Annotated in this window: 22 protein-coding genes and 1 tRNA gene; 8 read left to right on the forward strand and 15 right to left on the reverse strand. The window is 53.2% G+C overall.

Going from position 1 to position 26,238, the window contains the following annotated elements:
* Positions 1-150: 150 nt before the first annotated feature.
* Positions 151-849: a hypothetical protein gene (locus tag ONV78_RS07970; RefSeq protein ID WP_279502402.1), complete on the forward strand. Its 699-nt coding sequence runs from the start codon at positions 151-153 to the stop codon at positions 847-849.
* 119 nt (positions 850-968) lie between these two features.
* Here the strand turns inward: ONV78_RS07970 and fadA are convergent, their stop codons facing one another.
* Together fadA and fadB are read right to left on the reverse strand one after the other, a co-directional pair.
* Positions 969-2,144: an acetyl-CoA C-acyltransferase FadA gene (gene fadA, locus ONV78_RS07975; protein WP_127969457.1), complete on the reverse strand. Its 1,176-nt coding sequence runs from the start codon at positions 2,142-2,144 to the stop codon at positions 969-971.
* 34 nt (positions 2,145-2,178) lie between these two features.
* Entirely contained in the window at positions 2,179-4,326 is a 2,148-nt protein-coding gene (gene fadB / locus ONV78_RS07980; protein ID WP_279502404.1) for a fatty acid oxidation complex subunit alpha FadB, read from the reverse strand.
* Between the two features lie 564 nt (positions 4,327-4,890).
* Between fadB and ONV78_RS07985 the strand changes: the two genes are divergently transcribed.
* On the forward strand, positions 4,891-5,721 hold the full coding sequence (locus tag ONV78_RS07985) for a hypothetical protein (protein ID WP_279502406.1): 831 nt from the start codon (positions 4,891-4,893) through the stop codon (positions 5,719-5,721).
* A gap of 46 nt (positions 5,722-5,767) precedes the next feature.
* On the opposite strand, the gene ONV78_RS07990 is transcribed toward ONV78_RS07985, so the two are convergent.
* Positions 5,768-6,244, reverse strand: a complete 477-nt coding sequence (locus ONV78_RS07990) for a hypothetical protein (protein WP_279502408.1) — start codon at positions 6,242-6,244, stop codon at positions 5,768-5,770.
* A 201-nt stretch (positions 6,245-6,445) separates the two neighbouring features.
* On the opposite strand from ONV78_RS07990, the gene ONV78_RS07995 reads away from it, so the two are divergent.
* Positions 6,446-6,874 (forward strand): universal stress protein, encoded by a 429-nt coding sequence (locus tag ONV78_RS07995; protein WP_279502410.1) that lies wholly within the window; start codon positions 6,446-6,448, stop codon positions 6,872-6,874.
* 37 nt (positions 6,875-6,911) lie between these two features.
* Here ONV78_RS07995 and ONV78_RS08000 read toward each other — a convergent pair whose 3' ends face one another.
* From ONV78_RS08000 to ONV78_RS08030, 7 genes are all read right to left on the reverse strand, one after another.
* Entirely contained in the window at positions 6,912-7,601 is a 690-nt protein-coding gene (locus tag ONV78_RS08000) for a hypothetical protein (protein WP_216737769.1), read from the reverse strand.
* A 143-nt stretch (positions 7,602-7,744) separates the two neighbouring features.
* Positions 7,745-9,640 (reverse strand): ATP-binding cassette domain-containing protein, encoded by a 1,896-nt coding sequence (locus tag ONV78_RS08005; RefSeq protein ID WP_279502411.1) that lies wholly within the window; start codon positions 9,638-9,640, stop codon positions 7,745-7,747.
* A 68-nt stretch (positions 9,641-9,708) separates the two neighbouring features.
* A complete protein-coding gene (locus ONV78_RS08010; protein WP_279502413.1) occupies positions 9,709-10,518 on the reverse strand; it encodes an MOSC domain-containing protein in 810 nt (269 codons plus the stop codon).
* A 187-nt stretch (positions 10,519-10,705) separates the two neighbouring features.
* On the reverse strand, positions 10,706-11,638 hold the full coding sequence (locus ONV78_RS08015; RefSeq protein WP_279502416.1) for a chemotaxis protein CheV: 933 nt from the start codon (positions 11,636-11,638) through the stop codon (positions 10,706-10,708).
* A gap of 170 nt (positions 11,639-11,808) precedes the next feature.
* Positions 11,809-11,884 (reverse strand) — tRNA-Gly (locus ONV78_RS08020).
* 158 nt (positions 11,885-12,042) lie between these two features.
* Complete coding sequence (locus ONV78_RS08025; RefSeq protein WP_279502417.1) at positions 12,043-12,756, reverse strand: TetR family transcriptional regulator; 714 nt, start codon at positions 12,754-12,756, stop codon at positions 12,043-12,045.
* A 198-nt stretch (positions 12,757-12,954) separates the two neighbouring features.
* Entirely contained in the window at positions 12,955-13,560 is a 606-nt protein-coding gene (locus ONV78_RS08030) for a DUF924 domain-containing protein (protein WP_279502418.1), read from the reverse strand.
* 161 nt (positions 13,561-13,721) lie between these two features.
* On the opposite strand from ONV78_RS08030, the gene ONV78_RS08035 reads away from it, so the two are divergent.
* On the forward strand, positions 13,722-14,126 hold the full coding sequence (locus ONV78_RS08035) for a CbiX/SirB N-terminal domain-containing protein (RefSeq protein WP_279502420.1): 405 nt from the start codon (positions 13,722-13,724) through the stop codon (positions 14,124-14,126).
* Positions 14,127-14,336: 210 nt separating this feature from the next.
* Positions 14,337-15,230, forward strand: a complete 894-nt coding sequence (locus tag ONV78_RS08040) for a TIGR01777 family oxidoreductase (RefSeq protein WP_279502421.1) — start codon at positions 14,337-14,339, stop codon at positions 15,228-15,230.
* Between the two features lie 152 nt (positions 15,231-15,382).
* Here the strand turns inward: ONV78_RS08040 and ONV78_RS08045 are convergent, their stop codons facing one another.
* On the reverse strand, positions 15,383-16,036 hold the full coding sequence (locus ONV78_RS08045) for a TetR/AcrR family transcriptional regulator (RefSeq protein ID WP_253938430.1): 654 nt from the start codon (positions 16,034-16,036) through the stop codon (positions 15,383-15,385).
* A gap of 162 nt (positions 16,037-16,198) precedes the next feature.
* Entirely contained in the window at positions 16,199-16,609 is a 411-nt protein-coding gene (locus ONV78_RS08050) for a PaaI family thioesterase (RefSeq protein ID WP_011398530.1), read from the reverse strand.
* Between the two features lie 328 nt (positions 16,610-16,937).
* On the opposite strand from ONV78_RS08050, the gene ONV78_RS08055 reads away from it, so the two are divergent.
* The 3 genes from ONV78_RS08055 (at position 16,938) to ONV78_RS08065 (ending at position 19,999) form a co-directional block, all read left to right on the forward strand.
* Complete coding sequence (locus tag ONV78_RS08055) at positions 16,938-18,662, forward strand: proline--tRNA ligase (protein WP_279502424.1); 1,725 nt, start codon at positions 16,938-16,940, stop codon at positions 18,660-18,662.
* 11 nt (positions 18,663-18,673) lie between these two features.
* A complete protein-coding gene (locus tag ONV78_RS08060) occupies positions 18,674-19,297 on the forward strand; it encodes a lytic transglycosylase domain-containing protein (RefSeq protein WP_216737779.1) in 624 nt (207 codons plus the stop codon).
* A 129-nt stretch (positions 19,298-19,426) separates the two neighbouring features.
* Positions 19,427-19,999 (forward strand): NUDIX hydrolase, encoded by a 573-nt coding sequence (locus ONV78_RS08065; RefSeq protein ID WP_279502425.1) that lies wholly within the window; start codon positions 19,427-19,429, stop codon positions 19,997-19,999.
* Between the two features lie 6 nt (positions 20,000-20,005).
* On the opposite strand, the gene ONV78_RS08070 is transcribed toward ONV78_RS08065, so the two are convergent.
* From ONV78_RS08070 to ONV78_RS08080, 3 genes are all read right to left on the reverse strand, one after another.
* Complete coding sequence (locus tag ONV78_RS08070; protein ID WP_279502427.1) at positions 20,006-20,230, reverse strand: DUF2835 domain-containing protein; 225 nt, start codon at positions 20,228-20,230, stop codon at positions 20,006-20,008.
* A gap of 98 nt (positions 20,231-20,328) precedes the next feature.
* Positions 20,329-25,191, reverse strand: a complete 4,863-nt coding sequence (locus tag ONV78_RS08075) for an NAD-glutamate dehydrogenase (RefSeq protein ID WP_279502429.1) — start codon at positions 25,189-25,191, stop codon at positions 20,329-20,331.
* Positions 25,192-25,561: 370 nt separating this feature from the next.
* A complete protein-coding gene (locus ONV78_RS08080) occupies positions 25,562-26,020 on the reverse strand; it encodes a hypothetical protein (protein ID WP_279502430.1) in 459 nt (152 codons plus the stop codon).
* Positions 26,021-26,238: the final 218 nt, after the last annotated feature.

Raw genomic sequence — 26,238 nt, forward strand, 5'->3', positions numbered from 1 at the left:
CCAGAAAATCTGGTATTTAATGTAAAAATAGGCGGCCAGGCCCGGTTTGTCGGCGTCTATTTAACTCCGATAACTTGCCCTACCCCACAATGTCGTTAACACTTAATAAGAACGACACATAAATTTATAAATGCTTCCGCCGCCTTTTATATGACAACTTTAATCGTCTTGCTCGCTATTTTCATAACCGCCTCGATTATCGTCAGCGGCGTTATGTACTCGCGACAGCAGGCGTTAGCTTACCGTCAAAGCCAACTGAAATCGTTAAAACAGAAATACGAAGAAATAAATTCGTTATTTCAGGTCATCATGCGAGTGGACGATTCCGCCAACATCGCCATCAGCCTCAACCACGCCATGATTGAAATCGCCCAGTCCATGACCAAAATGGACCGCAAGTCGGAAGAGCTGCGCATCCTTTTAGACAACCTGAAACAAAGGGAGCGCGACTTGAAAACCGGCGTTCTTCTTCCCCAGGCGCAGAAAACGGTGACCAGCGACGCAGCGGTCGCCGCCATCCAGCGCTCTCTTTCTGAGTGCCTGCAAAAGCTGCAACGCTTCAAACTGCGCGGCTCACTACCCGTCCCTCTTTATGAGGAATACAGCCACCACCTGCGCGAGATGGCGCTTGACGTGGAAGTCGGCAGCCAACTACAAATGGCGGAAAGCCTGGTGGCTCAAAACGACAAAGCCGGCGCCGAGAAGCATTTCAAACACGCTCGCGAGGCGCTCAAGCGCACACGCCTGGAAATCCCCAACAAGAACGACCAGATCAAAGAGATATCCGACAAGATCAAAAGCCTGATGCGAGACGGCGAAACCCAGAATCGTTCTCAGGAAACCCAGTAAAAGCCTGGCGCTAATTCCAGGCTATCCAGCATCATCCATAAAAAAATCCGGAGCCCCTTACGGGACGCCGGATTTCATTGCTTCCGATTCAGGTTCCCCCAAACCGAAGCCTCAACGTATTAGATACGCTCCCAAACGGTCGCAATACCCTGACCCAGACCGATACACATGGTGGATACGCCCAGCGTACCGCCTTTAGCGGCCATGACATTCAGCAAGGTAGTGGAGATACGCGCGCCAGAGCAACCCAGAGGGTGACCCAAGGCGATAGCGCCGCCGTTCAGGTTAACTTTCTGGTCAACCACGTCCATAAGCTTCAGATCTTTGATAACTGGCAAAGACTGTGCGGCGAACGCCTCGTTCAGTTCCCAGAAATCAATATCTTCCACTTTCAGGCCTGCGCGCTTAAGCGCTTTCTTGGTCGCCGGCACAGGACCATATCCCATGATGGCGGGATCGCATCCGGCAGTAGCCATGGAGCGAATTTTCGCCATTGGCGTCAGACCCAATGCCTGAGCCCGCTCAGCAGACATCAGCAGCATAGCGGAAGCGCCATCCGTCAATTGAGAAGACTGACCCGCTGTCACTGTGCCGCTCTTAGGATCAAAAGCAGGACGTAGCTGCGCCAGACTTTCAGCTGTGGTTTCAGGACGAATCGTTTCGTCATTCTCGATCAGCGCGGGGAAGCCGTCGTCGTCATGCCCTAAAATAGAGATGATTTCGTTACGGAAGCGCCCTTCCAGCGTGGCTTCGTGCGCCAAACGGTGAGAGCGAGCGCCAAACTCATCCTGCTGCTGACGGCTGATGCCGTGCATTTTCGCCAGCATTTCCGCCGTCAGGCCCATCATGTTGGACGCTTTAGCGGAATACTTACTTGCGGCCGGGTTGTGATCGAAACCTTGAGTCATGGGCACGTGCCCCATGTGCTCAACGCCGCCCACCACAAACACGTCGCCATTGCCCGTCATGATCGCCTGCGCCGCAGTATGAATTGCGGACATGGCGGAACCACACAAGCGGTTTACTGTTTGCGCTGACGAAGTATGCGGAATGCGGGTCAGCAGGGAAATCTGCCGCGCCACGTTGAAGCCTTGCTCCAGGGTCTGATTTACACAGCCCCAGATCAGATCTTCAACTTCCGCAGGGTCCACTTTGTCATTGCGGTCGAATAATGCGTCAATCAACGTCGCTGACAGCGTCTCTGCGCGCACGTTGCGGAAACAACCCGCCTTGGCGCGCCCCATCGGGCTGCGAACACAGTCGATAACGACAACGTCTCTTGGATTCAGACTCATATCATTTTCTCCGTCGGGAATTCTCTATCAGCAATTAGCCAAAAAACTTCTTGCCGGACTTAGCCATGTCGCGCAGCCCTTGGGTCGGATGATACAGAGCGCCCAGATCCGCATATTTATCAGCGATCTTGCAGAACTCTTCCACGCCCAGAGAGTCAATGTAGCGCAACGCGCCCCCACGGAACGGAGGGAAACCGATGCCGAAGATCAAGCCCATATCCGCTTCCGCCGCAGTCTCGACGATGCCGTCTTCCAGGCAGCGAACAGTTTCAATGCACAAAGGCACCATCATGCGCTCGATGATTTCCTCTTCAGAGAAGTCGCGCTGAGACTTCTGCACAGACTTAATCAGTGCGTCAACGCTGTCATCGACAATTTTCTTCTGCTTGCCTTTCTTATCCAGCTCGTATGCGTAGAAGCCCTTATCGCTCTTCTGACCGTAACGACCTTTATCGAACATGACGTCGATAATAGTTGTTTCGGAGTAGCTCATGCGATCAGGGAAACCTTCCGCCATCACGTCGCCGGCGTGCTTCGCTGTGTCCATACCCACTACGTCAAGCAGGTAAGCGGGACCCATCGGCCAGCCGAAACGCTCCATCACTTTGTCGACCTGCTGGAAATCGGCGCCGTCGCGCACCAAACCAATGAAGCCGCCAAAATAAGGGAACAGGATGCGGTTAACCAGGAATCCAGGGCAGTCGTTCACAACGATAGGCGTTTTACCCATCGCTTTGGCGTACGCCACAGTAGTCGCGACAGCTTTTTCACTGGTTTTCTCGCCACGGATAACTTCTACCAAAGGCATCATGTGCACTGGGTTGAAGAAGTGCATGCCGCAGAAGTTTTCCGGACGCTTCAGATTTTGCGCCAGACGATTGATGGAGATAGTAGAGGTGTTGGAGGTCAGGATAGTGTCCTCACGCACCAGATCTTCCACTTCACGCAAAACGATGTCTTTGACCTTAGGGTTTTCAACAACCGCTTCAACCACCAGATCCACCGTTCCGAAATCGCCGTAGCTCAATGTCGGAGCGATGCGGTTCAGCACATCCGCCATTTCACTCGCATTCATGCGGCCTTTGTCGACGCGCTTGGTCAGCAGTTTCTTGGCTTCTTTCAGGCCCAGATCGATACCGGACTGATTGATGTCCTTCATCAGGATGGGCGTGCCTTTCAGCGCGGACTGATACGCCACGCCGCCGCCCATGATGCCCGCGCCCAATACCGCCGCCTGCTTAACTTCGCCGGCTTTAGGCTCCAGGTCTTTCGCTTTTTTCTTCAGCTCCTGATCATTCAGGAACAAGCCGATCAAGCTGTGCGCCACAGAAGTTTTCGCCATTTTCGCGAAACCTTTGGCCTCTACTTCGATCGCCTTGTCGCGAGTCATGCCCGCGTGCTTTTGCATCACCTTGATGGCTTCAACAGGCGCTGGATAGTTACGTCCAGCCTGGCCCGCCACGTAGCCTTTGGCGGTTTCAAACGCCATCATGCTTTCCATCGGGTTCAGCTTCAGCTTGCCGGTTTTCTCTTCCCGACGCGCTTTGTAGTCCAACTTGCCTTCGATCGCCTGACGCAACACAGACAAGGCTGCATCCATCAATTTCTCAGGGGCGACCGCTGCATCTACAGCACCTTCTTTCAGGGCCTGTTCCGCTCGTTTCTCGCCACTGGCGCAGATCCACTCGATCGCGTAGTCGGCGCCAACCAGACGGGATAAACGCACTGTTCCGCCGAACCCGGGGAAGATCCCCAGTTTTACTTCCGGCAGACCCACTTTCGCGCTGGTGGACATGACGCGGAAGTCAGTGGAGAGACACATCTCAAAACCGCCGCCCAGAGCGATACCGTTAATAGCGGTCACAGTGGGGAATGGCAGATCTTCAACGGCGGAGAAAATCTTATTGGCTTCCAGGTTGTTGGCGACCAACTCTTCTTCGGAGCCGGCAAACAATTCCTGGAATTCAGTGATATCAGCGCCAACGATGAAACAATCTTTGTTGCTGGTAACGACAAGGCCAGTAATGCCTTGTTGACTTTGTAGTTTCTGGGTCGCTTCCGCCAACTCAGTCAGCGTCAAGCGGTTAAATTTATTAACAGACTCGCCTTGCAAATCGAAAGTTAGTACCGCGATACCATCCTCGATCTCTTTGACTGTGATGGCTTTACCTGCGTAAATCATCAACGGATCTCCAAGCATTGTTTAGCACTGGTTTATTGCCCTATAAACGGGTCCCAACGGACGCCTTGCCGGGCCGCCCTTCTCCGGAGCTTCGGAATCAAAGCCGATGCATCGAACAACAATTCATACGCTCGTTTGAATCAGGTCGCAACAACATGGATAATTTTGGCCCGTTTGTCAATCTCTTCCAAAAAATTTGGCGGCGATTTTTGTCAATAATTGCTTACACTTATGACATTTTCGGCCGCTTTAAAAATTTTTAAGATTTATTTTTCATGAAATTATGCAGTATATTTCACCTTACTTTTTAAGTTAGGCGTCCTCTGAATGCGCCCTGAGCGCATTCGCATAATAGGACAATAAGCTTATAACTTTTTGACTAGCGCAGGCATTTCCCCTATTTTTTCTACTTATAAACCGGCGGTTGGTAGCTAGGCCGGCCATTGAAGGCGTCGTTGGAAATAATTTTAAGAATATAGTGGGAAGCCGCACCGACAAGTCGGAAACATAATTATAAAAATAGCAGGTGGCCTTCTGCGCCCAAATTTCCTGGAGAGCGTGTCTATGAGCCAATCGGGTATACACCGGAATCCTCTCTGGTGTTGTTTTCTTGCACTTCTCGCCCTGTATTCGTCACATTCCTTTGCGCTGAACAACGCGCAGGCTGAAGCCATTCTCAAGCATTTGCACGATGTGCAGACGCACTCCTATCAGACCATTAATGCGTATTACAACTTCACTTTGAATCCTGGCGACAAGGACATCCAGTCCGAGGTGAACCAGGAAATCGGTTTTATGAATGCGACTTTCAAATCGCTGGAGTCCCAAGACGGCATCGTCGAAGTGCAGGGAGAGTTGAGCGTTATGAGCGCCACCTGGCTCAAGTACAAGGAACTGCTGAACACCAATATGAACGACATTGTGAAGGTGGGCTACCCTGACCTGCGGCTGGTGGGCGACATGGCGCAGGTAAATATCGACCTGGTTGGCGCGACAGAGAGAACCTACGACAAGACCATGGAAATTTCAGGCCACCGCCCCCCAGAGGTAATTGAGCTGGTGCGCAACTCCAAAATCATCCTGGAAAGCATGCTGACCAAGTATTCCGCCCGTAGCGCCTCCAACGTGACGCAAATATTCCAGGGAGCCAAAAGCGAAGAGCCCATGGACGTCCAGGCGATCAGTTTTGACAAGAACATCGCCCGACTCCTGGCGTCACAGCAAAACACCGACGCCACGCGCAAGACTTTGGACGCCATTTCCACGAAATGGGAGTTCATCAAGAACTCTTATATCAACTACAACGAAAACAACGTTTCCTACGTCGTGAATCTGTATTCAAAAAGGATCATCAGCGATCTGGACAGTCTCGCCAAAGCCTACAGCGGCGCTTAGACACGCCGCTGCATAGCTCACATCAACTAGATTCGAGGGCGCGCCATTAACGCGCGCCAGCAGCTACAGCCACCTTGTTGACGCACTGCAGCATCTGCTCCAAATCCTCAGACGTTCCCCGCTCTTCCCACAGGAAGCCCACTTCATGTCCTGTGATCTGAACTGCTTTAACCTGGGATGACAGCTCACGCAGATCCTCATCCGAAAGCAGCTCATGAGGAAAGTTTCCACTGATGGACAGCTGTTTCAATTCACCCCCCTGATTGGCGTATAACGCCCTGCGAGGCGTGCGCGACGCCGGGATGGCCTTGTAGTAAAAGTGGGTGCGCCAAGCGTCCGCCTCCAGTTTTTTCAAAGCGTCGTCCAGCTTTTCCGGCGTAGTCTGTCGCACTCTAAACCCCGCCGCGAGCGCCTGCTGCCGCAAACGCATGCGGCGTCGCTCTTCCGGGCTAGGCAACACCCAGAAAATTGAGCCGCCGACGATTCCCACCACACAAAAAATAATAATCAAAGCTGTCGTCATTCGTCGTTCATCCTGTCCAAAGACCACTCAAAGCGTGTCAGCGCCTACGAAACCAGGAAACACTTTTTCACCTGATTTTGTCCGCTGTCATCTCAACGCATGTTTCATTAGCATTAAGCTGTTTTCAGTTTTGCGGACACTACCGAAAAGTTACACACTTGGAAAACACTTTCGGAACTATGCAGCCAAAAGGAGCACACCATGTACAAGAATATTCTCGTCGCCCTGGACCTGAGCGATGAAGGCGAACAGGTCATCACCAAGGCCCTGAAAATGCAACAGGCGACCCAGGCCCGCCTGCATCTGGCGCACGTTATCGAGCCCATCAGTTACGCCTATGGCGGCGACATCCCGTTGGACCTGGGCGATATTCAGCAGCAACTGCAAAAGCACAGCGAAGAAAAACTGCAAAAACTGATTGAAAAGCACACGTTGACCAATAGCGCCGCAGCGGTGCTGGTGGGACGCCCAGAGGGAGAAATCCATCGCTACGCGGAAGAAAATGATATTGATTTGGTCATTGTCGGCAGCCACGGCCGCCACGGGCTGCAGTTATTGCTGGGCTCCACGGCGAATGGTGTATTACATGGCGCCAAATGCGACGTTCTGGCGGTCCGCATCAGCGACTAAGCATTCAATAGAATAAAATCCGGAATGATGCGCTCCGCTACAGCGGAGCCACCCACTCTCCTGACTCAAACGACTTGCGCAGCTTCTGCAACTGCGTCTCTAACGAGAATGTGACGCTCGACGCCAACGAAAAAAAGCTCAATAGCGCCTTCAAGTTGGAGTCGCCATCACAGGCGGAGTGAATCCGTTGCCACAACGCCTGATTCACCAGCTGCAGACGACGGTTGCGCTCCACCAGCCCTTTAAGCTCCCAGTCAGGCTTCTCACCATCGCGAAACATAAAGTACTGCTGCACCAGATAGATGGAAACAGATCGGAGAATGAATTCTTCGCCGTTGGAAAACGGCATGTGATGAATAGCCATAGGCCTTAACTCGCCGAGTATGGGGCAATGACTGGTCGCCATCACCAACCCCATCAACGAGCGCAGCGCCTCTTCCAGACCAGTGCGCTTGTGGTAGTTGCGCTCTTTGGTGAAAACGGTGACCTCGACTTTCTGAAAAGCCGGTTCGGAGCGAAAGTCCGCCACAATCTTTTGCATATCGAGAGCGGCGGGACAATAGCGTTCAGCGTCCTTCTTGAGAGGGCAATTCGAGCACTGACAATTCTTCAGCTCAGTCCACTCGGCGGGCGGCTCTGAGTGCATGCTCTTATCTTCTCTCTCCGTTTCAATGATGTAGTCCAGCACTCGGTTATCATCGAAACGGAATTCGTAACGCACCCGCATAAGGCTTTATCTCTCCGTAATCAATTGAGGCGACAGAAGACTAACACTTTCTCAACGGAGTCCGTCGGCTGCTGAAGTTACTCCTTTATTCTCAAGTGTAGCGGATTTGCGGATGCCGATATTTTTAAATTTGTAACCCTCGATCAGCCCCCGCCCGCCATTTCTTCAAGCTCCATCCACCTTTCCATGGCCTTCTCCAGAGTTTGCTCCAACGCGGTCAGAGAGGTGAGCGCACGATTCACATCCTCATGGGGACGACTATAAAAGTCAGCGGCGGACACCTCTTCCTGCATAGCCGCCACTTCCGCTTCCAGTCGCTCGATTTCCTTGGGTAAAGCGTCCAGTTCGCGTTGCAGTTTGTAGCTTAACTTGGCCGCCTTGCCGCCGTCCGACGCTGTTTTCGGCTTAGCAGCCTGAGCCTTGGCTTCAGCGGGCTTGGCTTCGGCCTTGACCACCGGGCGTTGCGCCAACCAGTCGTTATAACCACCCGGATATTCGGATATCTTGCCATCTCCCTCGAACACCAGCGTGCTGGTCACAACGTTGTCGATGAAGAAACGATCGTGGGACACCAGCAGAATGGTGCCGTCAAACTCCGCCAGCAGATTTTCCAGCAGATCCAGCGTATCCATATCCAGGTCGTTGGTAGGCTCATCCAGCACCAGAAAGTTCGCCGGCATGGTAAACAGTTTGGCCAACAACAGCCGGTTAATTTCACCGCCAGATAACGCCTTGGCCGGAGTACGCAATCTTTCCGGGGAAAACAGGAAATCTTTCAGGTAGCCGGTGACGTGAACGTTACGACCGCCAACCTCGATAAAGTCTTTTCCTTTGGCGACGTTATCCCAGACGCTCGCTTCCGGATCGATTTGCCCTCGCAACTGATCAAAATAAGCCACCTGCAGCCGGGAGCCCCGTTTAATGACGCCCTCCGTCGCCTCCAGGCCGCCCAGGATCAACTTTATAAACGTCGATTTGCCACAACCGTTAGGACCCAATAAGCCCACACGATCTTTGCGCATCAACTGCCAGCTCAGATCCTTCACCAGATTGGGCTGGTCTGCGTAGCCAAAACTGACATTTTTCAGCTCCGCCACCAAGTTACCGGAGCGCTCCTCGGAATCCACTTTCAAACTCACCTGTCCAACACGGTCGCGTCGCTGCCTGCGCTCATCACGCAGTTTCTTCAGCGCCCTGACCCGCCCCTCATTACGAGTGCGGCGCGCCTTGATGCCCTGGCGAATCCAAACTTCTTCCTCCGCCAGCTTCTTATCGAAGCGCTCCCACTCTTTTTCCTCCGCCGCCAACTGCTCCTCTTTTTTGGCCAGATAGGCTTCATAAGGCGCCGGCCAGCTCGACAATTTGCCGCGATCCAGCTCAATGACGCGCGTCGCCAGACGGTCGATGAACGCGCGATCATGAGAAATAAACAGTACACTGCCGCCGAACTGCAACAGCTCTTCCTCCAACCAGGTAATCATGTCGATATCCAGATGGTTGGTAGGCTCATCCAGCATGAGCAGGTTCGGCTCCTGCACCAGCGCGCGGGCCAGAAACACACGCCGACGCCAGCCTCCAGACAATTCGGAGATAGACTTGTCGCCAGACAGTTCCAGACGCTGCATCACTGCCTCGACCTTCTGCCGCAAACGCCAGCCGTCATGAGTTTCGATCTTGTTGTGCAGACGCTCAAGCTCCGCCACATTACCTTCGGCGCCTTGCTGAGTCAGCGCGTCGTAGGCCGCGAGCCACTCCCCCACTTCCGCCAAGCCTTCCGCCACCACCGAGCGCACACTGGCGTCACCCCGCTCTGGAAGCTCCTGCGGCAGATAGGCCATTTTCAGATCCCTGCCTCTATTTATTTCACCGCCATCCGGCTTGATTTCACCGGCGCACACTTTCAAAAGCGTGGATTTACCTGCGCCGTTGCGACCGACCAGACAAAGCCGCTCTTGAGACTCAATCACCAAGTCCGCATGATCCAGCAACGGAGCCATTCCAAACGCCAGGGAAACATCTTTCAGCCGTAGCAACGCCATCGTAACCTTCTAAAATCTAATAGTTTCTGAATTCGTTCTTTGAAAAGAGAGCGCCTCGGCCCGACCGCTTAGTCGAGCAACTCCACTTTATCGCCAACGCAAATGATCCCCTGATTCAATTGCACCAGGTTTTGCCCAAAAATTGCACCAAGCTCCGTCTTGCGATAAGACGCCAGAGTGCGCAACGGCTCAGTGTCCGGGGATTTCTGACCCGTAGCGGGATCAATCGTCGTAAAAACACACCTGGAGCAAGGCTTGACCGCCGCAAACTCCACTTCGCCTATACTCAACCGACGCCAATGATCTTCCGCGAAGCTGTCCGCGCCAGCCACCACAATATTCGGGCGGAAATGCGTCATTTTAACAGGATTTTTTAAGCGGCCATTCAGATCTTCCAACGAGGACTCAGAAGTCGCCAGAACAGGGTAGCCGTCCGCAAAGCTGACTTTTTGCGGCGCGTCGTAATAGGCCTGATCCACTTGCCGGAAACTGCGCTCGGGAATATACACGAGACGCGCCTGCTCACCCAAGAACTCACTGAACCAGGCATCTGCGCGCGTATCGACAGACAACGCAGACACCTCGTCTTTCCATACTTGCACAGCCTCCAGAGCGCCTCCCTCTTGATCCGGCGCCTCAATATACAAGCCATTCATACCCGGCGCCGACAACATCAGCCCCTTATCCGCAGTAACCGCCTTCACCAACACCAGCCGATGATGCTTTCTCGCCGTAATGAATTTGCCATTGGCATCCACCAGCATAAAACGGCGATCGCGATCCGCCCCCCAATTCGTAATCGCCACTTTGCTAAGGCTAACGCCCGCACAGGATTTGATGGGGTAAATATTTAACTCGGTAACTCGGATATCCGTCATAACTCTCTCCTAAGCGCGCACTCGCCTCAACGCAGGCGTAGCGCACGGGGCATACAGGGAAGGGACAAAATGCGTGGGTCGTCGACGCGAAAAACTAAAACAGCCTACTCTAAGCAGGCGGAAACAGGCAGTCTAATTAGGTCTACATCGGAGGACAAGGGTCGAGACAAGCGCTCTTTGCGACGCTCTAGCGAGCCGCCAATGAATTAAGCCGCGATTGCACCAACGCCGCCAATTCATCCGGCTGGAACTTGGACAAGAAGTTATTACACCCTACCTTTTCCACCATCGCCTTGTTGAAGCTACCGCTTAGAGAAGTATGCAGCACCACGTACAGGTCTTTCAGGCGGGGATCGTTACGAATCTCCGTAGTCAGCCTGTAGCCATCCATCGCCGGCATTTCAGCATCGGTCACAACCATTAGAAGCTTTTCAGGCACATTGACGCCTTCGTCGGCCCACTTCTTAAGAAGGTTATAGGCTTCCAGGCCATTTCTGGCGGTAATCACTTTCAACCCGACTTTCTGCAAGGTCCCGATCGCCTGACTGATCGCTACCGGAGAATCATCCACCAACAACACTTCCCTGCCTTGAGCAACTTTTCGAATATTTTCCGTCAGCGCCGTGTCGGAAACGTCAGTGGAGTACGGACGAATATCCGCCAACACCCGTTCGACGTCGATGATCTCAACAATCTGATCGTTGTAATGGGTTATAGCCGTCACGTAATGAGAGCCGCCCGCCCCTTTTGGCGGAGGCAAGATCTGCTCCCAGGTCATATTGACGATACGATCAACGCTGGCCACCAGAAAAGCCTGCACGGTGCGGTTGTATTCCGTCACGATGATGGTGGAATCCTTGTCCGGCTGTAGTGGCCGAAATCCTATCGCCTGAGACAGGTTAATCACCGGCACCGTGGTGTCGCGTATATGACTAACGCCACAAACGACAGGATGACGATGTGGCATTTGCGTCAAATTGGGCAGTTTGAGGACTTCCTGAATTTTGAACACATTGATCGCGAAAATCTGTCTCATCCCCAGCTTGAACAAGAGAAGCTCCAAACGATTCTCGCCCACCAGTTTGGTGCGCTGATCAACAGAGTCCAAAACACTCGCCATAACCTAATACCCCAGGATAGATACCGACTTACAGACCATATAGGCCTGCTTGGCTTTAAGTTTAGACGATGGTTGAAGAAAACGCCGAAAATCCAGATAAGCCAACAGGAGACTGGAGATAAAACCCGGATTATTTGAAAGGATTGGAATGAAAACTTGAAGAGAAAATTTGGAGCGGGAAACGAGACTCGAACTCGCGACCCCAACCTTGGCAAGGTTGTGCTCTACCAACTGAGCTATTCCCGCTTAAAAGATCAAGCTAATCATGATGTTAGCTTGCTTTTCAGCTTCTTTAGAGGTGCTCCTCAACAGAAGTGGGCGCATTATAATTAGCGTTCTCCAAGCGCGCAACCCCTATTTTGATTTTTTTTCATCTCGTTAAACAAAAGCAGGGGAACCGGGACTTAACGTATATCCAGCATCATATAAAGAAGGCGCCGCCAGACCCTGCGCACCTTATCTTCATCAATGCTGCCGCCCTGAAGCGCGCCCTCCTGCTCCAGATTGCCCACCATTCCCATAATAATGGCCGCATCCTCAATATAGGTCTCGTAGCCAAGCGACTGCATAAAGTCCACCAACCCGGACAACCAGGCGTCCTTATAGCGCCGAGCCAGCGCACTCAGACTCTCATCCCGCACAGACTCCATTAAAAACGCCTGCTCCGACATGAGTTCAGACTTATGGTGCCGGACCTGACCCAGCACGTAGTTTGTCCCCATCTCCACCAACGCATTGGCGAATTCGCGCCTGCGCCCTTCATCTTCCATAACGGAGACTGCGTCATACTCATCCGCAAGACGGCGCAATTCAGAATAGAAGAACTCCAGCTTCTCGCGGCTTTTTTCCGCAAACAGCATGAAGGCGTCGGTAATTAACTCATTGATGTCTTTGAAGTAATAAGTGGTGGAGGCTAACGGGACACCCGCCTCTTTCGCTACGGCACGATGCTTGACTCCTTGCACGCCCTCCTTCGCCACTATGCGTAAAGCGGCTTGCAATATTTCTCGGCGTCGCTGCTCGCTTTTGACCCTTGAGGCCTTTCTTCCCTGATATTGAATCGATTCACATAAGGACTGATCTACAGCGGGAAAGTCCAATTCAAGGCTACTAGACATAACTAACTCTTATTACTTCCAGGCTCCAGACGTCACTCAGGAGCCGTTGACGCAAAGTCCAGGAAACTGTGACGAACCCCGCATGTTAACAAAGGGGGATACAAGGCTCAGCCAGCAAAGGTCAACATTGTGACCCAGGAGACAGAAAATCCTCACAGGTGAACAGCGTTAGAATAAGAAATTAGCCGTCAGGCTGGATCAATCGTATACGGCTGGATAAGAGGCCAAAAACTCGACCTCCTCTGGTCTGCTCGCACGCTTCAGTATCTTGTTTCTGTGGGGGAAACGCCCAAATTGGCGAATAACGCCCCGGTTCGTTTCCGCCATGCTTGCGAAACCACTGACAAAATCCCTTAACGGACCCGCCTCGCAGGTCGCAGCGAGCTGTCGATACAACGCGACCGACTCCTCTTGATCGGACACTCTCTCCGAATGCAGAAGCGGCAGGTAGAAGACGACTCGGTGAACCGGCTCCAGCCTGACGTCCAACGCCTTTTTAAGCCCTTCCTGCGCTATTTTTCTGGCCTCTTTGTCCTGATCAAACGCCATGGAGCTGCCGCGAAAGATATAACGCGGAAAAACATCCTGCAGTAGAATCAAGGCCAGTACGCCATCGGATCTGTCGCGCCAATGCCGCAGTCCCTGCTCAGAAGCCAGAACAACCGTCGTTAAAAAGCGCCGGCGAATTTCACGATCATAGCTCTTCGCCTCGGTAAACCAGCGCCGGAGATTTTCCTGTGGCGGCAACCCACTCTCATCCTGCTCGCCAAACCAATAACGTAAAATTTCGCTGTCCGACCACATCCCCCCTCCCTCATCATCGACACAAAACGCAGCGCAAAAACCAAGATGGATATTCGTTTCGCGCCTAAAACTGAGTAAGCTCTCGATTATAGGCGTCCAAGTCAAGAAAATAGGCCCCGTATAAAGAAAGCGGCAAACCAAACCGGCCTTATCGGCGTATCATGCACAAATTAGAGATTCGGCAATTCACTATGACTTTCGACCATACGATACTTCTTGCTCACGGCAGCCGTGACAACAATTGGCTGCAGCCTTTCATCGCACTGACGGAACGCCTTTCCCAAAGCGCCACTCAGGTTTCCCTGGCGTTCATGGAGCTTGCGGAACCCACTTTGGAACAAGCCGTAATACAAGCACGAGATCAAGGCGCGCAATCCATCGCCGTACTGCCTCTTTTTTTCGCCGCCGGCAAACATCTGCGAGAAGACGTTCCCACCATGATTGCCGGGCTAACCGAAGAGTCCGGCGTCGACATCACCCTGCTGCCGCCCCTTGGCGAGCACCCTCTCTTCATCGCCACCGTAGAAGGCATTGTTCGCGACCTTCTTCAGTCCAATGCACGCTAACACGGCCGCCAGTATTTGCGAGAGGCCACTAGCCATCTTTTTAACTTGCCACGACTATATTCTGAACTGAGCGAGCTAAGCCCAGGTTATTGAACAACTTATTGTATAGCCGCCCGAATAGGCACAAGATAACCTCATCGCCACTGCGCGCACCCGCGTAAAGTCGGCAAATTATGTATTAATAAAGGAAGAGTTTAAGGAGATCCGAGCATGCACATCCTGGTGACCGGGGGCACAGGTTTTATCGGCAAACAACTGTGTCGGGCGTTATGGGCCAGTGGACACGACACCACGGTATTCAGCAGGAGACCAGAGCAGGTCGCCCACTTGGTGGGAGAGCGCTGCCGGAGTATCGGAGAGCTACGCGCGGATCTCATAGAAGCGCCTGTTGACGCCATCATCAATCTGGCTGGCGAACCCGTAGCCGACAGACACTGGACGCAAGCGCGCAAACAAAAGCTGAAGCAAAGCCGCACCGCCCTGACTCATGACTTGATTGACATGTGCAAGCAAATGGAAACGCCCCCCAAAGCCATGGTTTCCGCATCCGCCGTGGGCTATTACGGTGATCAGCAAGATTTATTAGTGACGGAGCAAACCCCACCCCACGAGGAATTCACCCATGAGCTGTGCAGCGAATGGGAAGCTGCCGCCCTTAGCGCGGAGAGCATTGGCATGCGCGTCGCTATCGCCCGTATCGGTCTGGTGGTGGGGAAAGAAGGTTTCCTACAGAAAATGCTGCCCGTTTTTAAGCTTGGCCTGGGAGGTAAATTTGGCGACGGAAGTCAATGGATGCCCTGGATTCATATTCAGGACCTGTTGAGAGTTCTACTGCATTTACTCGAAACGCCTACCTGCAGCGGCCCCTACAACGCCGTCAGCACTACGCCAGTCACTAACGCTGAGTTCACCGCCACTTTGGCGAAGCTGCTTCATCGCCCCGCATTCTGCACGGCGCCTGCATTTGCATTGAAGTTAGCGATGGGAGAACTATCAAGGATGTTGCTAACGGGACAAAAGGCGATTCCAGCCCGTTTATTGGAAGAAAACTTCAGTTTTCAATTCGATACGCTTGAGGAGGCGCTGAAAGACGTCATTGACTGACTCGCTTTCAGCCCTCCGGTAATACACCGTATGAAGACGCCGCCAAGTATTGGCGACAGGGATGACGCATGCTTATTTGCGGGACGTCTTCATTTGTGGGTTTCCGCACTCCCTGACTCCAGGCCCAATGCGGGGCAGCCGATCACACGACGTTACGCCGCCGCGTCCAGCTCACCTAAACGTTGACGCAAGTATGACTTCACCATCAACTTTAATTCCGTCAGCATGATTGACTCAGGCTTTTCTTCCATAGTCATGGCCAGCCTCAGGATAGCGCCGCAGGCTCTGGGCAGCATCACGCATATCAACCACAGACGCTCTTGTTCGACTTGCGGATACAGCAGTTTGGCGCGATTGGTAATGGCCTGGGCGTTATCGAACAGCTCACCGAGATCCAATTGCTGCAGCTCTGGCATCGCCTCTACGCCCGACCAGATTTCCTTATAACCCGGCTCGGACCGGTAGAAATGGGCGAAGGTGTCGATGAGCTTGTCAAACCCTTCCTCCAGATCAAACTCGTTTACAAATTCCTCCATGACGGTGCTCAGCGTTTTGATATGGCGCTCAGCCAAGGCCTTGACTATAGCGGCCTTGTTGGGGAAATAACGGTACAAAGACGCTAGGGAAATACCCGCGCGACGGGCGATTTCCGAGGTTTTCGCTCCCTGCACGCCAACTTCACTGATAAGAATGGCAGCTTCGTTTAATATCAGCTCGACTCTTTCCCGGCTGCGTTCTTGCACGGGCTGCCTGCGCTGTTCGAGCTCCTGCAGCGCTTCTGAGTTTTTACTGGCGGTAATGTTCATAGTCATAACTTCCTGTAGTTATTCCACGAGGTTAGTACTGATCGTTCTTGAGTTAGTACTCTGATCAAAGTCATTTCATTTGGTTTTTATTGTTGTGGGTACGGCTATTATTGCGGTACAGCAGTCTACTAGCTGCGACGCGCCTGGCGGGCTCCTCCCCCCTTACCGCGGCAACGCGTAACTTCCCGTTGCGTGTGCGACCAAACCATCGCTGTTCGGCGAGTACAGATTTACTTCACAAAATGCAATCCGGGAACCCAGTTTCAGCAGAGTCGCCTCCGCCAACAGGTCTTCCGGCTTGGGCCGTTGTAAAAAGTTGATGTTTAAATTGCTGGTGACAGCCATTTCCACACGCCCTAAAGTCGCCAGGATAATTGCATACATGGATGCATCCGCAAGCGACATGATGATGGGTCCGGAAAGGGTTCCTCCGGGGCGCACAAAGGTTTCTGAAAACGGGATTCTGGCGATAGCGTTCTTGCCTGAGACCTCATCAACCCGGAAATCGATGGACTCCGCCATCGGCACGCCGGTTCTGATGATGTTTTGAATTTCGTGCGCGGTCAGCATCATAGGCTCAACTGTATCATCGGACGCTGGTGAGTTTGCCTCATCGCCCCAGGGTTGCCAAGCAGGTATATGGCATAAACCATGAGGCCGGTTGCGTTCTCATGACAAACTGTTGTATGACGCGAAAAAAGGCCGCTTGGGCGGGCCGTTTTGGGGAAATCTGCGATAAATCCGATCGTCATGGCGGCCGTCGGGCCGCGCTCGGCGTCGTATTCGCAATTAATACAATCGCGCCTGTACGCAAGGAGTCATCGCTTCTACAATAGTGCGGCAGTAAAAATAAACCATTACCGGTAGTTAACCTTATTTATTTGTATTCTTGGGAAGATATATGCGCGCAAGTCGATACCTGATCGCCACCCTGAAAGAAACCCCTGCCGACGCGGAAGTCATCAGCCATCAGTTGATGCTGCGCGCAGGCATGATTCGCAAGCTGGCCGCAGGTCTCTATACCTGGCTCCCCCTTGGCTTGAGGGTTCTGAAAAAAGTTGAAAACATCGTCAGAGAGGAAATGGACCGTTCCGGCGCCCAGGAAGTGTTGATGCCGGCGGTGCAGCCAGCAGAGCTATGGATCGAGTCCGGCCGCTGGGAGCAATACGGCGGCGAGTTGCTGCGCATTCAAGACCGCCACAACCGTGATTTCTGCGTCGGCCCGACTCATGAAGAAGTCATCACCGACCTGATTCGCAATGAATTGAAAAGCTATAAACAACTACCGGCTAACTTTTATCAGATTCAGATGAAATTCCGCGATGAGCGCCGCCCTCGCTTCGGCATCATGCGCGCCAGAGAATTCCTGATGAAGGACGCTTATTCCTTCCATGTGAATCAGGAATCGCTGGACGAGACCTACATGGTCATGTACGACGCTTATACCCGCATATTCACCCGTTTTGGCCTGGACTTCCGTCCTGTGCAGGCGGACAGCGGCAGCATCGGCGGGTCCTCTTCCCATGAGTTCCATGTACTGGCCAACTCCGGGGAAGATTTGATCGCATTCAGCACTGAAAGCGATTACGCCGCCAACCTGGAAAAAGCGGAAGCTCTGACCACGCTTAAGCAAGCGCCTGCGCCTTCCAAAGACATGACCAAGGTGGCGACGCCCGAGCAACGCACGATTGAAAGCGTCTCCGCATTCTTGAACCTGCCTGCGGAACAAACCGTGAAAACCCTGCTGGTGCTGGGCGAAGCGGAAGAAGGCAAGCCTGCCCCAATCATCGCTCTGGTGCTGCGCGGCGATCATGTCCTTAATGAAATCAAGGCGGAAAAACTGCCTGGCGTGGCGTCCCCACTGACGCTCGCCAGCGACGAAGCCATTGAGGCGGCGGTAGGCTGCAAGCCCGGCTCCATTGGTCCCGTGAATCTGCCCCTTCGCACTATTGTTGACCACAGCGCAGCCGTGCTGGCGGACTTTGTCTGCGGCGCCAACGAAGAAGGCCAGCACCTCACTGGCGTTAACTGGGGACGTGACTGCGAAATCAAAGAAACCGCCGACCTGCGCAACGTCGTGGAAGGCGATCTCAGCCCAGATGGCAAAGGCGTTCTGGTGCTCAAAAAAGGCATCGAGGTGGGCCACGTATTCAAGCTGGGCGACAAGTACAGCTCCGCTATGAACGCCACCGTTCTGGACGAGAACGGCAAAGCCACTGTAATGCAAATGGGTTGTTACGGCATTGGCGTATCCCGCGTGGTCGCCGCCGCGATTGAACAGGGCCACGACGACAAAGGCATCATCTGGCCAGATGCCCTGGCGCCCTTCCAGGTCGCCCTGGTTCCATTGAACATGCACAAATCCGATGCCGTGCGCGAGAAAGCGGAAAGCCTTTATGCAGAACTGCTGCAGGCTGGCGTGGACGTTCTGCTGGACGACCGCAATGAACGCCCTGGCGTTAAGTTCGCCGAAATGGAGCTCATAGGCATTCCGCACCGCGTCGTCATCAGCGATCGCGGCCTGGCGGAAGGCAAAGTGGAATACAAAGGCCGCCGTGATACCGACAGCACAGATATGACAGTGGATACTGTTGTAAACTTCATCAAAGAGAAGTTGAAAAAATAGTCAGTTGAATCATGCAGTACAGTTATTCAGTACGCCCCGCCCTTGTTCGTGGCAAGGGCTTGTCTTTGCTATTCGGGATGCTCATGCTGCTGGCGCTTGCGCCGGCGGCCTCCTTCGCAGCAGGCCCTCAGGAACCGGACCCAGAGTTGCGGGCCGTATTGAAACGCACGGTCAATGAGTCCAAAAGCTTCATTGACCGCTTTGACGCCGAAGTGTGGCTGGTGGACATGTCCGCCCGTATGGAGAAATACATCAAGGACACCAACAAGCGCCTTGAGCTGCTGAAGCTGGTGCACCTGGAGGCTACTCGGGCCGGACTCAATCCGGAAATTGTCTTGTCGGTCATGCATGTGGAAAGCCGCTTCGACCCCTACGCCGTATCCAGCGCTGGCGCTCGCGGCCTGATGCAGGTGATGCCGTTCTGGATCGATGAAATCGGACGCCCGGAGGATAATCTCCATGATGTGGCCACCAATCTGCGTTACGGCTGCACGATTCTCAAGCACTACCTGGACAAGGAAAAAGGCAACCTGATTCGCGCCCTGGCCCGCTACAACGGCAGCCTGGGCAAAACCTGGTATCCAGAAAGGGTTCTGGTCGCCTGGGAACGTTACTGGTTCGTCAAACACTCCTGATTTCAACACCAGACTCAATCTACACCATCCAAAACGCCGGCGGAGTTTCTCCCCCGGCGTTTTTGTTATAAGTTTCCACTCACTCTTATTATTTCGAGCCACTGAGCTTTGTCGCACAAGGAATCCATTATGTCAGACTCCCCTGAAATCAATCCCTGGCGCACTCTCTCCAGCAATCAGGTTTATGTTAACCCCTGGATTCAAGTGGAGCACAGGGAGGTCATCGCCCCCACCGGCAAGCCCGGCATTTATGGTGTTGTGCATATGAAGAACAAGGCGGTCGGCATCATGCCGGTCGATGACCAGGGCTACACCTGGTTGGTGGGACAGTATCGCTATGCGACGGAGTGCTATTCCTGGGAGATCCCAATGGGCGGCGCGCCTCACGACGAATGGACGGCGGACGCCGCGCGCAGAGAGCTGCAAGAGGAGACCGGACTGGTTGCCGACGAGCTGTCGGAGTTAATGCGTCTGCACACCAGCAATTGCGTTACTGACGAACAAGGCGTGGTGTATGTCGCGCGCAAGCTTACGCAAGTCGGTTGGAATCCGGATGAAACGGAAGAGTTAAAAGTACGACGACTGCCCCTGCAAGAAGCCGTAGACATGGCGCTGAGCGGCGCAATTACGGACGCTATCAGCGTCGCAGCATTATTGAAAATTGCGCTTCAGCACCCGGACTGGCTGACGCGAAACGAATAAAGCCGGCTAGTAAGCCAATTGCTCAATGGAGTGAAATTTATTGGCGTCATCGAAAGTGATGACGAATGAACCCCGGATACCCTCCCGGGTTACGAAGCGCTGCAGGATATTGGCGGGGAATTGAACCCTGAGCCCTTCCCGGCTTATGGCGTTGACGTTTTTCGCGCTACCGCGATAAACGTTCAAATACTCCTCTGCGGATATATGGATGTCGACGATAATTTGCCGCATCTCCAGACCACTCTGCGGTTACTGATTAGTTCTCTAAAAATAAACCGGCGCAGCCCTCCTGCTCAAGTAGAGCGAAGCGCTGCGCCGGCGTTACGTTATCAGATCTTAGTGGTGACGTGCGAAGTGCTCTGCGCCAGATCCAACAATTCACGCAGGGCCACAGAGTACATGGGGAACTCTGGATCTTTTGTCGCTTTCAGCTCGGTCAACATACCGCGCCAGCGCTCGATCAGGTCCGTATTGCACTCTGACCAGGCGTCAATACGCTGATCAATATCTTCCGGCGCGTCTGTCATGCGCAGGATACCGACCGTCAGAGCACGCTGCTGCCAATCGAGATCCTCACGGAAGCTCTCTCTCGCCAGCGCCTGCCAATGCGTCGCAGGCTGCGCGATATTGAGCTGATGCCCGAACCACTGCATATCCAGCCTTTCGCCCATACGGAAGAACATACGCGCCACGTAATCCAGGCTGGCGTTGGTCTGCTCTTGCGCTTCAATGATGCCCAAAGCGGAGTACAGGTACGGCGTTCCCGCTACTGTCGCAGCCAGCTCATCCGGCACGCCAGCTTGACGATAACCATCATAGCGTTCCTGCCACAGCTTGAGCTGGTCGCCGGAGAGCAGTTCCTTAAAGTGGTGCGCGATATAGTCGATGCCAGTGGAGAATTTGTCCATGTTCTCCATGACATTCAGTTCGCTGCGACGATTTCTCAGGAACCAACGGGTCGCTCTGCGCACTAAGCGGATCAGTTCGGACATCATTGCGATCTGCATGCCGCTGCCGACTTTATAATCCAAGGCTTCGATCGCCGCCCACTGATTCTGCACCTGGAAGACATTTCTGGCGATGACGTACGCCTGAGCGATCGCCGCCACCGGCGCGCCAGTAGACTGACGCAGACGCTCCACAAAGGTAATGCCCATGTGGTTGACCATGTCGTTGGCGACCTGAGTGGCGATAATCTCGCGACGCAGGCGGTGATCGCGCATCTGACGACCAAACTTATCCACCAGCATCTGCGGGAACTCAGTGTGCAGTTCATTAGCCAGATACTCATGATCCACCAGATCGCTGTCGATCAAGGTCTCTTTCAACCAGCCTTTGACGTAGGAAATCAGCGTACAAAGTTCCGGTCTCACCAGACCGCGCTTCATGGATTTACGCTCGGTGATGGTTTCATCATCCGGAATAAATTCCAGGCCGCGATTCAGCTTACCAATAGACTCCAGGTGGTTGATCAAACGACGGTACTCTTCAATGCGGGTCGCCGCATCAGTCTCCGCAATACTCAGCGCCTGGGTCTGACGGTAGTTGTTCATCAACACCAGATCTGCGACGGAGTCAGTCATGTCCGCCAGCAACTTATTACGCTGCTTCATGGTCATGTCGCCGCCGGCGACAATCTCGTTCAGCAGAATCTTGATGTTAACTTCGTGGTCAGAACAGTCCACGCCGCCAGCGTTATCAATAAAGTCAGTGTTCAGGCGACCATAGTTGAGGGCGTATTCGATACGGGCCAACTGGGTCATCCCCAGGTTGCCGCCTTCGCCGATGACTTTCACCTGCAAGTCGCTCGCGTCGACCCGTAGCGCGTCGTTGGCTTTATCGCCTACGTCTGCGTGCGACTCTTCTGAGGATTTCACATAGGTGCCGATACCACCGAACCAAAGCAGATCAACTGGCGCCTTCAGCAACTGCGAAATCAGCATGTTGGGAGGCAGACGGTCCTGCTTGATGCCGAAGCGCGCCTTCATTTCAGGGCTGATCGGAATCGACTTGGCGTTGCGCGAGAATATACCGCCGCCCGCCGAAATCAGTTTGCTGTCGTAATCCATCCACGTGGAGCGCGGCAGTTCGAAAAGGCGCTTGCGCTCTGCGAAGCTGGACGCGGCGTCCGGGTTCGGATCAATAAAGATGTGCATATGATTAAAGGCGGCCACCATGAGAATATGCTCAGAACGCAACATGCCGTTGCCGAACACGTCTCCGGACATGTCGCCCACGCCCACCACAGTGAAGTCGTCAGTCGCTGTATTCACGCCCATTTCACGGAAGTGACGCTCAACTGAAACCCAACCGCCGCGAGCGGTGATACCCATTTTCTTGTGGTCGTAACCCTGGCTGCCGCCGGACGCAAACGCGTCGCCCAGCCAGAAGTTGTACTCTTCCGACAGAGAGTTAGCGATGTCGCTGAACGTTGCGGTGCCTTTATCCGCCGCTACAACCAGGTAATAGTCGTCTTCATCGTGACGCACCACGTCCAAAGGCGGAACCACTTCGCCACTGGACAGATTATCGGTGACATCCAACAAGCCGCGAATAAAGGTTTTATAGCAGGCGATACCTTCGTTCAGCATGGCTTCCCGATCATTCTCAGGCAGCTGCTTGGCGACGAAGCCACCCTTGGCGCCCACCGGTACGATAACGGAGTTCTTGACCTGCTGCGCCTTCACCAGACCCAGCACTTCCGTGCGGTAATCCTCAAAGCGATCGGACCAGCGCAGACCGCCACGGGCGACTTTGCCGCCGCGCAGGTGCACGCCTTCCACACGAGGGGAATAGACGAAGATTTCGAACATCGGCAGCGGCAGCGGCATTTCCGGAATGTCGCGGGGGCTGAATTTGAAGGACATATATCCCTTCACGCCGTTGTCTTCGCCACGTTGATAATAGTTGGTGCGCAGCGTCGCCTTGATCAGTTCGACAAAACGGCGCAGTACGCGGTCTTCGCTCAAGTGCTCCACTTCGTCCAGAGCCTGGTTGATCTCAATCTCCAGCTTCTGTTGCGCCGCGCCGCACTGGGCTTCGCTCTGAATTTTCGCTGGATTGAAACGGGCTTCGAACAGCTCGTAAATGGACTTGGCGATATGGACGTGGTTGACCAGGGTATTGGCGATAAAGTCCTGGCTATAGCTGAAGCGAATCTGACGCATGTAACGGGCGTAAGCGCGGAGCATGGCGATCTGCCGCCAATCCATCTGCGCCGCCAACACCAGGCGGTTGAAGATGTCGTTCTCAGCTTCATTGGTCCACACTCGCAGAAACAGCTCTTCGAACTTCTTGCGAATTTTCTGGATGTCGATCACTTCGCCGCCACGGCTTTGCAAAGAGAAGTCATGAATCCAGACCACTTTGCCGTTACGGTCAATCGCTTCAAACGGGTGCTCGCCCAACACTCTCAGACCAAGGTTTTCAAACAGCGGCAACACGTCCGATAACGGGACTTGCACAACGCCGTGGAAAAGTTTGAAGTGCAGAATGCTTTCGTCTTCTTCCAGTGCGCGATAGAAACTCATCGCCAGCGGACGCTCATCGCTCAATGAGGCGATATGCTCGATATCGATCACCGCGCGGCGAGGTGAAAATTCCTCTCTGTACGCGCCATTGAATGCATTGGCGTACAGATGAATATAGGAGTTAGCCTGTTCTTCGCCATGCGCTTCGTACAAGCTCTCCATCAGGCCATCCTGCCAGGATTGAGCGGCGGCGATGATGCGTTCTTCCAGCTCAGCCGGACGCAGGTCGCGACGCTCCGCTTGCGGTACGCGCAAGTTGAACTGCGTACGCGCCAGCACGGACTCGGAGAAATAAGTGGTGAACTCGACGTCTTCTGCGCCGGTGGCTTTAACCAGAATATCGGAAATACGCAAACGCAGGTCTGTGCTGTACAGATCTCTCGGCACATACACGATGGCGCTGACAAACTGTCCGTACACGTCCTCGCGAATAAACAGGCGAATTTTGCGACGTTCCTGGATATACAGAATACCCATAGCCACGTCGAACAAATCATCGCGCCCCAACTGGAACAGCTCATCGCGAGGATAAACCGCCAGAATCTGATCCAACTCTTTACCCGCGTAATCGCTGGGGTTGAAGCCAGAGCGCTTCAGGACGTGTTTAACCTTACGTCTGACCAATGGGATATCGTCAGGACGCTGGTGGTAAACCCGTGAGGTATACAGACCCAGGAAGCGACGCTCCCCGATGACTTCGCCCTGCTCGTTGAACTTCTTCACTGACACATAGTCAGGATAAGCGGGACGGTGCACCCGCGAGCGCTGCGACGATTTGGCGAAGGTGAAAATCTCGGATTGCAGCATCTGACGACGAGCTTTCTGCGGCAGATCGCTCATCTTCATCATCGCGGGACGTTCTGGATGGCTCTTCAAGATACCCAGTTCAGAGCCCGCAACCTGCTGAATGATGGTGTCCTTGCCCGCCTTCTTGAATTGATACTCGTCGTAGCCAAGGAAGGTAAAATGGTCTGCAGCCAGCCACTTCAGAAACTCGCTCGCTTCTTTTAAATCCGTCTTTTTGACATTGGGAATATCTTTCTCGAACTCGCTGATGAGCTCTTGCGCGTGCGACTTCATTTTTTCGTAGTCGCCCACTGCGGTGCGCACTTCTCCAAGAACTGTCTCCAGTTCCTCTCTGATGCGCTGGTGATCAGCGGGATCGTTATGACGATCGATCTCCACATACACCATGGACTCGCCCAGCTCCCGCGCCGGCTCTTCATCGCGGCCGATAACACGCTTGAGTTTGGCGGAACTGTCACGCTCGATGTACAGAACCGCATGCTGAATGGAGTGCAGCGTCAACTCCATGCGGTTCAGCCCCATACGCACCGAGTCAACGATAAAGGGTATGTTGTTGTGAAGTATGCCAATGACAGTGTGGGTGGATTGCCAGCCGTGCGTTTCCAGGTCCGGATTGAATACGGTGACCTTGGGCTGGTCTTGATGATGGTCTTGCAGGAAGTGCCAACAGGCGACGACTGCGCCGTAGATATCCGCCAGACGGCGACTACGGATTTCGTCCAGAGGCGACATTTCGAGATAAAGCCGGGCGAACCGGTTCACATCCTCCGCTAAGCCAGGTTCCAGTTTCTTTTTGAACTCCTCCTCTAAAAGCTCAAAAAACTGCTCCCTGGTCTCTACGCTAATCTGCTTCATTAAATTTGCACCTTTTTATTATTGGCTCAAAAAAGCAACGACCCCAAAACTTCTTTTACAACGAGGCAGTGAACTGAAAGAGATGACGCCTGCAGTTTTAAGAATAGTTCAGGTATTGAAATCTGTTTATGCTGTTTGGGAGCCAAGAGCCTAGCAGGGCGGATACGCGTTTTTAATACAGTTTAGTACCTACTACAAAAGATCAAAAATCTCCGCTAACGAAATTTTTTTCTTATTTTTATCATAGAGTTGCAGAGCACACTTTACGGAGAAGCGCCCCTGCGCCGCCTCTGCGATAAGTGGAAATACCTAGGCAATAACACGCAGGAAAAAGAACGGATTTTAACCACCCCATTTAGCCTCCGCGTTATCAGACCTCTTCGACTTTAATATTTGGATATGACGCCTGTATTTTACCGATCAGCGTTTTGATATGAGGCAGGTATTTTTTGGCGAAGGGAGCTTCCTTTGCATAGGGGTAGGCGCCTTCAAAATACACAAAAGTACTGCTGTAGCGTATCAACTCGACTTTGGAGATTATTACCTCTATCGGATGCGTCTCTTTACGCTCAGGACAAAGATTAAACACCACCCTATCCCCGTCATACGACAACAATGCGTCCAACACCCAGCGATATTTGGTTCGTCGCACAATGCGCCAAAGAACGCCCAGTCCAAGCAAAATGGCCAACAGACCCAGCACCGGATAGGGACTCCACAAGTTATGGCCGGATGTAAAAATCAATAGCCACACAGCCCCAAGCGCTATTTTTTCCAGCCACAAAGACGTCTCTTCAGAGGCCACTTTTCTCCATCGTTCAACTTTCATACACCCGCCGTTTACAACCACTATTCCAATAACTACTACTGCGATTCGAAATGAATATCAGGTCGCGCAGTCTTCTTAATCAAGGTTAAAAAATCTTAACCACCCTTGAATCAGCATTCTACAGCACGCACTTTGAAAACATGAGAGTTAGGCGGCTTTGCTTTCTCATTGTGCAACGGGCTTGTCGCTTGAGAACGACTGCTGGAGTCGCACCGATA

It is taken from the genome of Hahella sp. CR1 (genome assembly GCF_029813005.1).
Lineage (GTDB): Bacteria > Pseudomonadota > Gammaproteobacteria > Pseudomonadales > Oleiphilaceae > Hahella.

Bases quoted from the DNA above. Each gene is read 5' to 3' on its own strand.
- ONV78_RS07970 (WP_279502402.1), top strand. From the start codon at position 151: ATGACAACTTTAATCGTCTTGCTCGCTATTTTCATAACCGCCTCGATT.
- fadA (WP_127969457.1), bottom strand. From the start codon at position 2,144: ATGAGTCTGAATCCAAGAGACGTTGTCGTTATCGACTGTGTTCGCAGC.
- fadB (WP_279502404.1), bottom strand. From the start codon at position 4,326: ATGATTTACGCAGGTAAAGCCATCACAGTCAAAGAGATCGAGGATGGT.
- ONV78_RS07985 (WP_279502406.1), top strand. From the start codon at position 4,891: ATGAGCCAATCGGGTATACACCGGAATCCTCTCTGGTGTTGTTTTCTT.
- ONV78_RS07990 (WP_279502408.1), bottom strand. From the start codon at position 6,244: ATGACGACAGCTTTGATTATTATTTTTTGTGTGGTGGGAATCGTCGGC.
- ONV78_RS07995 (WP_279502410.1), top strand. From the start codon at position 6,446: ATGTACAAGAATATTCTCGTCGCCCTGGACCTGAGCGATGAAGGCGAA.
- ONV78_RS08000 (WP_216737769.1), bottom strand. From the start codon at position 7,601: ATGCGGGTGCGTTACGAATTCCGTTTCGATGATAACCGAGTGCTGGAC.
- ONV78_RS08005 (WP_279502411.1), bottom strand. From the start codon at position 9,640: ATGGCGTTGCTACGGCTGAAAGATGTTTCCCTGGCGTTTGGAATGGCT.
- ONV78_RS08010 (WP_279502413.1), bottom strand. From the start codon at position 10,518: ATGACGGATATCCGAGTTACCGAGTTAAATATTTACCCCATCAAATCC.
- ONV78_RS08015 (WP_279502416.1), bottom strand. From the start codon at position 11,638: ATGGCGAGTGTTTTGGACTCTGTTGATCAGCGCACCAAACTGGTGGGC.
- ONV78_RS08025 (WP_279502417.1), bottom strand. From the start codon at position 12,756: ATGTCTAGTAGCCTTGAATTGGACTTTCCCGCTGTAGATCAGTCCTTA.
- ONV78_RS08030 (WP_279502418.1), bottom strand. From the start codon at position 13,560: ATGTGGTCGGACAGCGAAATTTTACGTTATTGGTTTGGCGAGCAGGAT.
- ONV78_RS08035 (WP_279502420.1), top strand. From the start codon at position 13,722: ATGCACAAATTAGAGATTCGGCAATTCACTATGACTTTCGACCATACG.
- ONV78_RS08040 (WP_279502421.1), top strand. From the start codon at position 14,337: ATGCACATCCTGGTGACCGGGGGCACAGGTTTTATCGGCAAACAACTG.
- ONV78_RS08045 (WP_253938430.1), bottom strand. From the start codon at position 16,036: ATGAACATTACCGCCAGTAAAAACTCAGAAGCGCTGCAGGAGCTCGAA.
- ONV78_RS08050 (WP_011398530.1), bottom strand. From the start codon at position 16,609: ATGATGCTGACCGCGCACGAAATTCAAAACATCATCAGAACCGGCGTG.
- ONV78_RS08055 (WP_279502424.1), top strand. From the start codon at position 16,938: ATGCGCGCAAGTCGATACCTGATCGCCACCCTGAAAGAAACCCCTGCC.
- ONV78_RS08060 (WP_216737779.1), top strand. From the start codon at position 18,674: ATGCAGTACAGTTATTCAGTACGCCCCGCCCTTGTTCGTGGCAAGGGC.
- ONV78_RS08065 (WP_279502425.1), top strand. From the start codon at position 19,427: ATGTCAGACTCCCCTGAAATCAATCCCTGGCGCACTCTCTCCAGCAAT.
- ONV78_RS08070 (WP_279502427.1), bottom strand. From the start codon at position 20,230: ATGCGGCAAATTATCGTCGACATCCATATATCCGCAGAGGAGTATTTG.
- ONV78_RS08075 (WP_279502429.1), bottom strand. From the start codon at position 25,191: ATGAAGCAGATTAGCGTAGAGACCAGGGAGCAGTTTTTTGAGCTTTTA.
- ONV78_RS08080 (WP_279502430.1), bottom strand. From the start codon at position 26,020: ATGAAAGTTGAACGATGGAGAAAAGTGGCCTCTGAAGAGACGTCTTTG.